Annotated in this window: 6 protein-coding genes and 4 pseudogenes; 4 read left to right on the top strand and 6 right to left on the bottom strand. The window is 67.5% G+C overall.

From position 1 onward, the window contains the following. Window positions 1–132: 132 nt before the first annotated feature. From E6R18_RS34950 to E6R18_RS20850, 3 genes and pseudogenes are all read right to left on the bottom strand, one after another. A pseudogene (locus E6R18_RS34950) lies at window positions 133–225 on the bottom strand (transposase); the annotation flags it as partial. A 3-nt stretch (window positions 226–228) separates the two neighbouring features. Further along, window positions 229–2,319, bottom strand: coding sequence for an ISAzo13 family transposase (locus tag E6R18_RS20855; protein ID WP_136318417.1), 2,091 nt, complete (start codon window positions 2,317–2,319; stop codon window positions 229–231). 55 nt (window positions 2,320–2,374) lie between these two features. Further along, window positions 2,375–2,632: pseudogene (locus E6R18_RS20850) on the bottom strand (transposase); the annotation flags it as partial. Between the two features lie 83 nt (window positions 2,633–2,715). On the opposite strand from E6R18_RS20850, the gene E6R18_RS20845 reads away from it, so the two are divergent. Next, a complete protein-coding gene (locus E6R18_RS20845; RefSeq protein ID WP_206308335.1) occupies window positions 2,716–4,278 on the top strand; it encodes an ISL3 family transposase in 1,563 nt (520 codons plus the stop codon). Window positions 4,279–4,314: 36 nt separating this feature from the next. Here the strand turns inward: E6R18_RS20845 and E6R18_RS20840 are convergent. Next, window positions 4,315–4,611 (bottom strand): annotated as a pseudogene (locus tag E6R18_RS20840) (transposase); the annotation flags it as partial. A 162-nt stretch (window positions 4,612–4,773) separates the two neighbouring features. On the opposite strand from E6R18_RS20840, the gene E6R18_RS20835 reads away from it, so the two are divergent. From E6R18_RS20835 to trpS, 3 genes are all read left to right on the top strand, one after another. After that, window positions 4,774–6,672 (top strand): DUF4158 domain-containing protein, encoded by a 1,899-nt coding sequence (locus E6R18_RS20835; RefSeq protein WP_168712401.1) that lies wholly within the window; start codon window positions 4,774–4,776, stop codon window positions 6,670–6,672. A gap of 35 nt (window positions 6,673–6,707) precedes the next feature. After that, a complete protein-coding gene (locus E6R18_RS20830) occupies window positions 6,708–7,820 on the top strand; it encodes a Tn3 family transposase (RefSeq protein ID WP_136318415.1) in 1,113 nt (370 codons plus the stop codon). 282 nt (window positions 7,821–8,102) lie between these two features. Further along, complete coding sequence (gene trpS, locus E6R18_RS20825; RefSeq protein ID WP_136318414.1) at window positions 8,103–9,212, top strand: tryptophan--tRNA ligase; 1,110 nt, start codon at window positions 8,103–8,105, stop codon at window positions 9,210–9,212. 178 nt (window positions 9,213–9,390) lie between these two features. Here the strand turns inward: trpS and E6R18_RS20820 are convergent. Together E6R18_RS20820 and E6R18_RS20815 are read right to left on the bottom strand one after the other, a co-directional pair. After that, window positions 9,391–9,609: pseudogene (locus E6R18_RS20820) on the bottom strand (transposase); the annotation flags it as partial. A 982-nt stretch (window positions 9,610–10,591) separates the two neighbouring features. Continuing rightward, on the bottom strand, window positions 10,592–10,945 hold the full coding sequence (locus E6R18_RS20815) for a PRC-barrel domain-containing protein (RefSeq protein ID WP_136318413.1): 354 nt from the start codon (window positions 10,943–10,945) through the stop codon (window positions 10,592–10,594). Between the last annotated feature and the right edge of the window lie 122 nt (window positions 10,946–11,067).

The raw sequence follows: 11,067 nt of genomic DNA, 5'->3' as shown, positions 1-11,067 counted from the left end.
CAAATCTCTCGCCTCATGACAGCGATCACCTCGCCCACAAACACCCGCTGACCAGCACCAAAACACCGTCCCCCTGGACCAGCACGACCGACTCTCACCACCACCGACACGAACCCGAGAGATCGCAGCCTCGTTCGGGGCCGTGTAGACAGGCTTCAGCGCCTTGGCGATCTTGTCCCAGTCCTGGCGGGCCGCGTGCCGGAAGCTGTTCCTCAGCAGGTGAAGCCGTCAAGAAACAACATGGCGGGTATCGGCGCCGACCGACGTGAGTAGGGCAGCTGCGGTGGGGTGTCGACGGTCGGCGGGGGTGATGTCGATTCGGCGGGCATCGAGGGTTGGCAGGACGTCGTTGATCGCGTTCCACAGAGTGCTGCGGCTGACGCCGAACAGCTCGGCGAGGGCATTGAGGCCGCAGATGCGGCGGCGGTAAAGGATTGTGGCCAGAATCCGGTCGCCGTCGGTGATCTTCTGTCGGAAGACGCCGCCGCGGGTGCCCGGGCGTCGGTTGCCGCCGCGCTGGCGGTGGCGGCGCTCTTCGATCACGGCCGCGTAGGGCACGATCAGCTCTTCGAGCAGCGTATGCAGCGCCTCGTGGCTCATGCCCGTCAGGGTCGGGTCGGTCAGCGCCTGGCGGGTCGGCGTCGCGGAGGTCTGCCCGGTCCGGTCCTTGCCGGTGATCCAGGCGCGTAGATCGTCGGCGCGAGTGAAGTAGCGCACGACGGTGGGCGTGATGGTGATCTTCTGTTCGTCCAGGAGCTTGCGGGTGGCCTTGATCGCTTGTCCGATGGTGACCGGGTTGATGCCGAGCAGGTCGCAGAGCACCTTCTGCGGGCAGACCTGGCGCAGGTAGACGATGGTGAGCAGGACTTCGTCCGGGCCGGAGAGCAGGGATCGGCTGCGGCCGGTCGTGGCGACGCGCCGTCCCTTGCGGAGCACGTAGCGGTGTTGTTCGGCCGCCGCTTCCTGGGCTGGGGCCAACTTGGTGCGCAGTGCGTCCAGTTCGCTGATGTTCATGCCGGTCAGGCGGGGGTCGGCGAGCATCTGCAGGACCTGGGTGCGGGCTTGAGCGCGTTCGTCGGCGGGCGGTGCGGGGGCCGCGCCGCCGGTCGGGGCGATGCTGTAGTTCCACTGACCCTGGTCGTTGTGGGCGGTGATCGGCAGGGCCTGCAGCTGTTCTCGGCTGATCTGGATGCCGGTCGGGTAGGAGGTGTCGTCGAGTGCGGCCTCGACACGCAGTCCGGTCCGGGTTGTGGTCGCGGCGATCGTCTTGAGAACGACCTCGTGGCTGGTCAGCGGCCGAGAGCGCCAGTTCATGGTGATGTGGGAGAACAGCCGGTGCTCGATTTTGTTCCATTTCGAGGTGCCCGGCGGGAAGTGGCAGACCGTGACGGTCAGACCGGCGTCGGCGGCGAACGCGGCCAGCTCGGCCTTCCACAGCCGGTAGCGGTAGCTGTTGGAGCCGCCAGCGTCCGCGGTGATCAGCAGCCGGGACGCCGCGGGGTAGTCGTGCCGTCCGCGCTCCTGCCACCAGCGGCGGATCGAAGCGGCGGCGAACGCGGCGGTGTTGTGGTCGGTGCCGATGTTCACCCAGCCGGTGTTCGCGGTCATGTCGTAGATTCCGTACGGGATCACCGAGTCCACGTGCGGGCCGGCGAAGAAGCTGTGGTCCTCGACCTCGACGGGCCGCCCGGTCGGCCGCCATTCGCGCCCGGCCATCGGCAGCTGTCCCAGCTGTTCCTTCTTCTTCGCGTCCACGCTGATCACCGGCTCGCCCGCGGCCTGATGCTCTTTGACCTGCTCGTTGATATAGCGGAACTGTGCGTCCCGATCGGGGTGCTGATCGCCTTCCAGGGTTTTGGCGGTGCCCTGCAGGCTGAATCCGTGCTCCCTCAAAAGGCGGCCCACCGTGGGCGCGGTCACCCGATGCCCCTGTCGGGACAGCTCGGCGGCCAGCTGCCGCAGCGACTTCGTCGTCCAGCGCAGGGGCGACATCGGATCACCACGCTCGTCCGGCTCGACCAGCGCCATCAGCGCCGGAACCAGCCGGGAGTCAACAGCCTCGGCCCGCATCCGCCCGCCACCGGGGCGCCGGACACGTCCCTCGGGCAGAGGTTCCGCACCGGCCTCAAGCTCGAACACGCCTTTGCGGACAGTCGTCTCGCTGACTCCGGAGATCCGCGCGACCAGGCCGACGCCTCCGTGCCCGAGCAGCCGGGCCTCGGTCGCCAACGCCAGCCGCCGCTGACGCTCGTCCAGATGCGGCAGCAGGACTTCGAACCGCCTCACCCGCTGGCCGCGGACCTCGTCGGATATGCGCATACCACAACAACGAGCGCATTCCCGTGAAGCAACGCGTTGTTTCTTGACGGCCTCGGTGAACGACGCAGGTCTGGACAATCGTTCGAGACCAGACCGTCTCCACGGCCTCGGGCAGGCCCTTCAGTCCGTCGCAGACCAGCATCAGGACATCGTCGATGCCCCTGTTCTTCAGATCCGTGAAGACGCTCAGCCAGTACTTCGCGCCCTCGCCGCCGTCACCGGTCCAGATCCCCAGGATGTCCCGGTGCCCTTCGGCCGTGACCGCCATCACGACGTAGATGGGGCGGTTCGCCACCTGCCCGTCCCGGATCTTGGTTCTGTCGACGATCTTGTGATCCGGACAGCAGGGCGAGCGGTTCCGTATGTTCGCGATCATGAATCGCGTGCTCTCGTGATGTGCTCCTGAAGCTGTTTCCGTACCTGTCTGCGTTGCTGATCGAGGAGGTCGAAAGACAGCCGGGCGGGGTCGTGTTGAGGACGCGGGTGCGTGCGGCGACCGCGGCCTGCCGGTGCGGTGAGAGCTCTGGGCGGGTGCACGGCCGTTACGTGCGGCGGCTGCGTGATGTCGCTGTTGGTGGTCTGGGTTTGGTGGTCGAGTTGTGCGTACGCCGTTTCCGCTGCGAGAACCCGGCCTGTGCCGCGGTGACCTTCGCGGAGCAGGTCGTGGGCCTGACCACTGCGCACAGCCGCCACACCCCGCTGCTGCGCGGGGTGCTGACGCAGATTGGGCTCGCCCTGGCCGGGCGGGCGGGAGTGCGGATGGCGGCCGCGGTCGGCGTCCCGGTGGGGCGGGACACGCTGTTGCGGCTGGTCAGAGGACTGCCCGATCCGGAGGTCGGTGCGGTGGAGGTGCTCGGGGTGGATGACTTCGCCTTCCGCAAAGGCCGTCACTACGGCACCGTGCTGATCGACATGGACACCCATAGTCCGCTCGATATGTTCGACGGGCGCGACGCCGAGGACCTGGCTGCGCGGCTGCGTGGTCACCCCGAGGTCAAGGTCATCTGTCGGGACCGTTCCGGTGGATACAGCGAGGGCGCACGGCTTGGGGCACCGCAGGCCGAGCAGGTCGCCGACCGGTTCCACCTGTGGCAGAACCTCGGCCAGGCTGTGGAGAAGACGGTAAACGTCCATCGCTCGCGGCTGGCCGAGCCCGGCCCCGCGGTCTCTGCGGACGCGGAGCCGAAGACACTGCAACCGCTTCCCGAGCTGAAGATTGTTTCCCGGCTGCGCGATCAGCATGCCGCCGTCCACGAGCTGTGGGAACAGGGCATGTCGAAAGCGGCCATCGGCCGGAAAATCGGGCTCCATCAGGCCACCGTCCGCAAGCTCGTCAACGCCCGCTCCGTCGACGACGTCATCACGAAGACTCTCCAGCGCGCGCACGTTGTCGATCCGTACACCGGCTACCTGCATCGGCGCTGGAACGAGGGCGTCAGAAACGCCGCCCAGCTCTACCGGGAGATCAAAGAACTCGGTTACTCAGGAGGCGAGCTGGCCGTCCAGCGCCATCTTCGCCGCTACCGGGACGGGCGCGGGCACGCACCCGCCGTCGGCCCCAAGCCCCCGTCGGTCCGCGAGGTCACCTCCTGGATCATGACCCATCCCGAACACCTCAACGACGAGGTCGCCGACAAGCTGCACCACCTGCGCGAACGCGACAACAATCTGGACCGGCTCACTCTGCACGTCAGGAAGTTCGCCACCATGATGACCGGACGCCACGGCGACCGCCTCGAAGGTTGGATCACCAGCGTCGAGCAGGACACCCTGGCACCGCTTGCATCCTTCGCCCGCAACCTCCGCCGCGACCTCGACGCCGTCCGCAACGGCCTGTCTCTGCCGCACAGTTCTGGAGCCGTCGAGGGCAACATCAACCGGCTGAAGATGCTTAAGCGCCAGATGTTCGGCCGGGCCAGCCTCGATCTCCTTCGCAAACGCGTCCTGCTCACCCGATGAGTCCACCCGTCCGGATCACAAGATCGTCGACAGAACCCGGATCTTCACGTTGATGGCGTCCACGAACAGCACCGGGTAGACGCGGTCCAGTGGCCGGTTGGACCACTCCGCCATGCCGTCCATCACCTTGTCGGTGATCGTGGAGATCGTGGCCTTGGACACGCTCGCGCCGTAGACCTCGGCCAGGTGCGCGGATATCTCGCCGTGGGTGAGCCCCTTCGCGGACAACGACAGCACCATCTCGTCCACGCCGGACAGGCGCCGCTGCCGATTCTTGACGATGGCCGGCTCGAACGTGCCGGCCACGTCCCGGGGGACCTTCACCTCGACAGGGAGGCCGGAGGAGATACGTGCGAAACCCGCTACTTGGTGACTGGCAGTCACATCTGGTTGCACGCCGTATCGGTTGTTCTGTGACGGTGTGTGACAATCGTAGGCTCCGAGCCGGGGTAGTGTGCTGTCGATCATGTGGTTGGCGGTGTGGTTGTGGCGTCGGTGGAACGGACTGCGTATCCGAGGTTCAAACGGATCATCTCCGAGCACGAGCTGGCGCAGTTCTTCACCCCGGATGAGGCCGAGATCGCATGGGCGCGGTCGCGGACCCGTGAGCGCCCCGAGGCACTCCTTACGCTGCTGGTGCTGCTGAAGTCCTGTGCCCGGTTGGGCTTCTTCCCCGACCTGGAACAGGTCCCCGAGCCTGTCGTTGCCCGGATCCGTGCCGAGGCCGGGCTGCTCGAGGATGTGGTGGCAGCGGCTGCGCGACGGTCCGTGGAGCGCTATCGGGTCTGGGCTCGGGAGTACCTGGGCCTGGTGCACGATCCGGCCCGCGCCCGCAAGATCGCGGCTGCCGCGATGGAGGAAGCGGCGCCGATCCGCGCTTCGGCGGTAGACCTGGTCAACGTGGCGCTGGAGGAGTTGGTCCGCGCGGGCCTGGAGCTGTCGGGCTTCTCGACGCTGGACCGTATGGCGGCCTCGGTCAGGACGCGGGTGGAGAGCGAGATATGCGCCCGGATAGCCGAACGGGTAGGTCCGGCCCGGGATCGGCTGGTGGGGCTGCTGATAGTGCCGGACGGCGAGCGCCGCAGCCCGTTCGACCAGGTCAAGGAGCCGGGCCGGCGTGCGACGTGGTCAAGGTTCCGGCAGCACGGTGAGCGGGTCGACCTGGTCGACGGCTTCGGCGACGCAGCACGGTGGGTGGAGGGCGTGGCCGCGGCGAAGGTCAGCGCGTTCGCGGAGCAGGCTCGCGTGCTGTCGGTCGGCGAGATGCTCGACGTCGCGGAGCCGCGCCGGACCGCGCTGCTGGCGTGCACGGTTGCGAACGCCAGGGCGCGGGTGCGGGACGAGTTCGTGGTGATGCTCTCCAAGCGGATGGCCAGGCACGCCAAGCGGGCCCAGGAGGAGCTGACGGCTCTGGAGCAGCGCCACAAGGCATCGACCGAGCAGCTGCTGGTCGCCTACAAGGACGTGCTCACCGTGCTGAAAGAGCATGTCGTCGACGAGCGCGCCGACCAGGTGGGGCAGGGCAGACTGGACGACGCGCTGGCGGTCAAGCGCATTCGTGAGGTCGTGGAGACCGGTGGCGGGTTCGAGTCGCAGCTGGCGGAGATCGAGGCGCTGGCGGCCTATCGGGGCGGGAACTGGACGCCGTTGGTGGAGCGCTTCTTCCGCCCGGACCGGCCCACGATGTTCAAACTCGCCCGGACCCTCACCTTCGTGCCCACCTCCCGGGACCGCAGTGTGCTCGATGCCCTGGAGCACGCCGTCGCCTCTCGGCATCTGACCCGCGAGCTGATCCCCGCCGTCGGCGTGGACGGCTCGGTACTGGATCTATCCTTCGCCTCCGCACAGTGGCGCACTACGGTGTGCGCGAAGGGCCAGCCTGGGATGCTGGTGCGCCGGCACTTCGAAGCCATGGTCTTCACCTACCTCGTCGAGGAACTCCGCTGCGGGGACATCGCCGTCGTCGGCGGCGAGGACTTCGGCGACTGGACGAGCATGCTGCTGCCCTGGGAGCGGGTGGAGCCGCAGATCCCCATCTTCTGTCAACAAGCCGGCCTCCCGGACACGGCCTACGGCTTCGTTGACAACCTCAGGGACCAGCTGACCAAGATCGCGCGGGCGGTGGACGCCGGATACCCGGACAACGCGGACCTGACGATAGACCCGGCCACGGGGGTGCCCTCACTCAAGAGGCGTGAGGGAGCCGAGCGCACCGCGTCCGCCGCGGCGCTGGGGGCCGAGCTGGACCGGCGTCTGCCAGCACGGGGGATTCTGGAGCACCTGGCCCGGGCCGCGCACTGGACCGGCTGGTGGCACCGCCTCGGCCCGCTGTCGGGGTCGGACCCGAAGCTGAAGGATCCGCTGGCCCGGTACGTGGTCACTGCGTTCACCTAGGCTCCGGCCTCGGCGCCACGCAGGCCGCCCGGCACATGAACACCGTCTCGGCACACGAGTTGGCCGCGATCGCCAAGCGCCACTGCACGCCGAAGAACCTGGCCCGCGCCGGAGCCGACGTGGTCGATGCCCATCTCGACCTGGACCTGGTCCGGGCCTGGGGCGACGGGTCAGTCGCGGCGGTGGACGGCACCATGATGGACGCCGCTGTCGACAACCTCCTCGCCGAGACGTCGATCCGGTACGGCGGCTACGGAGGCATCCCCCATCACTTGGTCGCTGACACCTATGTCGCACTCTTCTCCAGGTTCGTGCCCTGCGGCGTCTGGGAAGCCGTCTACCTGATCGACTCCCTGCTGCAGAACCAGTCGGCCGCCCGCCCGGAGCAGGTGCATGCGGACACGCAGGGCCAGTCGTTCCCTGTCTTCGGACTCGCCCACGTCCTGGGAATCGACCTCCTGCCCAGGATCCGCAACTTCCAGGACCTCACCTTCCACCGCCCCGACCCGACAGTGCGCTACCGCCACATCGACCCGCTGTTCTCAACCGCCCCCCGCACCGCGATCAACTGGCAGCTGATCCGCCACCACTGGCCCGACCTCATGCAGGTCGCCCTCTCCGTCAAGCAGGGCACGGTCTCATCGGTAACGCTGCTGCGGCGCCTGAACAACCGGTCGCGGAAGAACCAGATCTACCAAGCGTTCCGAGAGGTCGGGCGCGCCGTACGCACCGTCGTACTGCTGCGCTATCTGTCGGATCCGGCGCTACGGGAGCAGATCCAGAAGGCCACGAACAAGGCCGAGGCGTACAACGGGTTCACCAAATGGCTGCACTTCGGCAACGCCGGCTGGCTCGCCAGCCGCGACCCGGAGCTCCAGGACAAGGCAGTCAAGTTCCTCGCCCTCGTCGCCGCCAGCGTGGTCTTCTCCACCACCATCGACATGACCTGGACGCTGCAGCGGATGGCCCGCGAGGGCTGGACCCTGAACGCGACCGACTTGGCGGTCCTCAGCCCCTACCGGCGCGAGAACGTGCTCCGCTTCGGCGATTACACCACCGATCAGCTCCACGTACCCCCGCCCGCCTACAACCCCACACTCCATGCCGCTACCGACATCGCGGCCCCAGAACCCATGGCGCGACGGTGACGGGTGCTCTCGGACCGGGGGCTTCGCCCGCCGGTCTTGGACAGCGCTGCCCCAAGGCCAGTGACCTGCCAATCGTGCCGATTGCCCTTCCCGTTCCTCGAAGGTGCCCGGTACAGTGCACACATGCATCTTTCGTCGTGTCTGAGCTGGTGGCGCTCCTTGTAGGAGCGGCCACCTCTCATGCATGCAACCGGGCCGTTCGGACGGACGGCCCCTTTTTGTGTCCTCCTGGATCAGGGCCTTGCCATCCTGACGGCGACATTCGCCCGCCAGGAGACACCGATGAATACCACCGCCCAGACCGTAGCCCCCAAGGCCCCCTCCATCGCTTCGGCCGACCCACTCGGGATGTCCGCAGCTCAGGATCGCAGCGCGGTGCTCGAAGAACTGATCCTCAAGGACCCCGGACAATTCCGAGTGCTCACCGGGGACCGTCCCACCGGCCGCCTGCATCTGGGCCACTACTTCGGCACGCTGCACAACCGAGTGCGTCTCCAGAACCTCGGCGTGGAGATGTACGTGATCATCGCGGACTACCAGGTCCTGACCGACCGCGACATCGCGGACAACCTGACCGAGCACGTCGAGGAGCTGGTCCTGGATTACCTGGCCATCGGTGTGGACCCGGCACGCAGCACGATCTTCACACACAGCGCTGTCCCGGCTCTCAGCCAGCTGCTGCTGCCCTTCCTCAGCCTGGTCTCCGTCGCTGAGCTGGAACGCAATCCGACAGTGAAAGATGAGATCGCCCACTCGCGGCAGTCCACCGTCAGCGGCCTGATGTTCACCTACCCCGCTCACCAGGCCGCCGACATCCTCTTCTGCAAGGCCAACCTGGTCCCGGTCGGCAAGGACCAGCTGCCTCACCTGGAACTCACCCGGACCATCGCCCGCCGTTTCAACGACCGCTACAGCGCCGGCTCCGCCGTCTTCCCCCGACCCGATGCCCTGCTGTCGAACGCGCCCCTCCTGCTCGGCACAGACGGCGGCAAGATGAGCAAGAGCCGAGGCAACGCCATCACCCTGGCCGCCGACGCCGACGAGACTGCCCGCCTGATCAAGGGGGCCAGGACCGACTCCGAACGCCACATCGCCTACGACCCGGCTGATCGCCCGGAAGTGTCCTCTCTTCTCCTCTTGGCGGCCCTGTGCCAGAACCGGACACCAGAGCAGGTCGCCTCCGACATCGGCTCCGCAGGAGCCGCCGCGCTGAAGAAGACGGTGACCGAGGCCGTCAACGAATATCTGGCCCCCATCCGGGCCCGCCGAAGCGAATACGCGAACGACCGCGCCTACCTCCGCGAGATTCTGCGCGAGGGTAACGAGCGAGCCAATGCCGTTGCCGACAGCACCCTCGCCGAGGTGCGTGCCGCGATGAACAGCCGCTACTGACATCCTGGTGCTGCCCGCATAGGAACAGAGCCCCAGGCACGCGAAAGCGCGGCTGCGGTCACTATGCGTAATCGGCGGCTGGGGGCCCGCATCGGCAACAGGCCACCTGGTCTTTGGAGGTGATACGCGCGGTAGCGCCCGGGGCATGCCCCGGGCGCTACCGCGCGTATCACCTCCAAAGACCGACAGGACCGACATCGGTCAGCACCGTCTTCGCCCGTGTCCCGTTGCGGGAGTTGCCGCTGCCCCGGCCCTCGGCGTCGTGCTTCTCGTATCCGAGGTGATCGGTGATCTCGCCCTCCAGGGCGGACTCCAGGACCCGCTTGGTCAGCTGCTGGAGCAGCCCGCCTTCCCCAGTCAGCTGCAGACCCTCGCTGCGGGCCCGGTCCACGAGCATTGCGACCAACTGCTCGTCACTCGCCGGCACGGCCGCCGTCGGCTCACTGCCCGGTATCTGCTCGATGGTGGTGTCGCTCATCTGGCGTCTCCTTGATCATCGGATCCGCCGATCATTGAACACTCCCGCAGTCAGTCACTCTCCGTGGCAGGGGTAGATATATGCAGGTCTGCTTCCATCCCGATTCCGCCGCGAATCTCACCGCTCACGCCTCGTGGCCGGACACCTGCAGACATGGCCGAAGCACACCCGCACCAGTCCACTGGGCATGCCGCAGGTTGCTTCGGATGCGCTGGATGAGGGCCGGGCGGCCCCGGTGCGACGCGCCGAACTCCTCGGTCTCCACCTGCTCAACCGCTTTGTCTTGCCGAAGTATTCAGGTGCTGGTTCCGTCGCGCCCGGCAGCCGCAATCGGTGGTCTGCTCCCGGAAGCTCTTGGCGGAGAGCGGCGTCGAGGAGGAAGCGCAGGGCTCCGGCGGTGGGCCTGGCGGTCGGGGTGAGGCGGGGGTGGGCGCCGGCGCCGATGTAGCGGGTGCCGTCGGCCAGGGAGACGTGCAGGCCACAGGCGTAGGCGCGGTTGGATATGCGAATCACCGCGGGCAGGGCCTCTGGGCCGGTCACGCTTTACGCGGTGCCGGCCGCGGCCAAACCGGGACGCCGGGCGGTTCCGGGTCGAGGGCTTCGAGGATCGGAGTGGTCCAAGCACCGCCGCCATCACCGCGCGGGCAGCGGTGAAGGCGCCCGCGGGGGTGTCCAAGAGGTAGCCCGGCCTCGTGCCGCGGTGAGCTCCGGCTGGTGTTCGAGTGGCGTTGGCCGCCGCCTCGCGTCGGAGTTCCGCATCAGGGGCGCTGGGAGTGGGCGTCACCCGGTCATAAGGGCACCGGGCGCCTGCCGGCTCAGCCATTGGCGTCGGCCGGGATCGCACAGGGCGGTGGGGGCGCCCAGGCATCCTGGGCGCCCCCACCGCGGTGATGCTGAGGTGTTACGGGCGTCGGTGGCTGTGGTAGTAGCTGCCGACCTGCTCGTGGTAGCCGGCATCGCCGACGTGCTTGTCCTTGTCGAACTCCGGGGAGTCCTTGATCTGGTCCTTGGTGAGGTCGACGAAGATCTTCCGCTCGGCGGCGTCGATGCTGCTCACGGTGCCGGCCGGCAGCAGGACGTGCTTGCCGAAGATCCAGACACCGGTGTCGACGACCAGGTACGAGGAGTCGACGTCGTCCGAGTGCTTGTCGACCTTGCCGATGCTGCCGTCGGTGGCCTCGACCTTGAATCCGATCAGGTCGGTGCCAGCCGTATGACCGGCGGTCGGCTGATAGCCCCACATGTTGTCACTCATAAGACGGCTCCTTCATCGATATCTGCCACTACCTCGGTCCTAAAACCGTGAAACGGGTCGGTGCCTCCAGGAAACCGGTGGCACCCTCTCAGGCTCTCGCCTGCCCGGGGTTCCGGCCCTCA

Source organism: Streptomyces sp. A1277 (assembly GCF_004795015.1).
Classification (GTDB): Bacteria; Actinomycetota; Actinomycetes; order Streptomycetales; family Streptomycetaceae; genus Streptomyces.
Note: the sequence above shows the minus strand (reverse complement) of the source record. Positions and strands in the feature narration are given on the sequence as shown.

Bases quoted from the DNA above. Each gene is read 5' to 3' on its own strand.
- E6R18_RS20855 (WP_136318417.1), bottom strand. From the start codon at position 2,319: ATGCGCATATCCGACGAGGTCCGCGGCCAGCGGGTGAGGCGGTTCGAA.
- E6R18_RS20830 (WP_136318415.1), top strand. From the start codon at position 6,708: ATGAACACCGTCTCGGCACACGAGTTGGCCGCGATCGCCAAGCGCCAC.
- trpS (WP_136318414.1), top strand. From the start codon at position 8,103: ATGAATACCACCGCCCAGACCGTAGCCCCCAAGGCCCCCTCCATCGCT.
- E6R18_RS20815 (WP_136318413.1), bottom strand. From the start codon at position 10,945: ATGAGTGACAACATGTGGGGCTATCAGCCGACCGCCGGTCATACGGCT.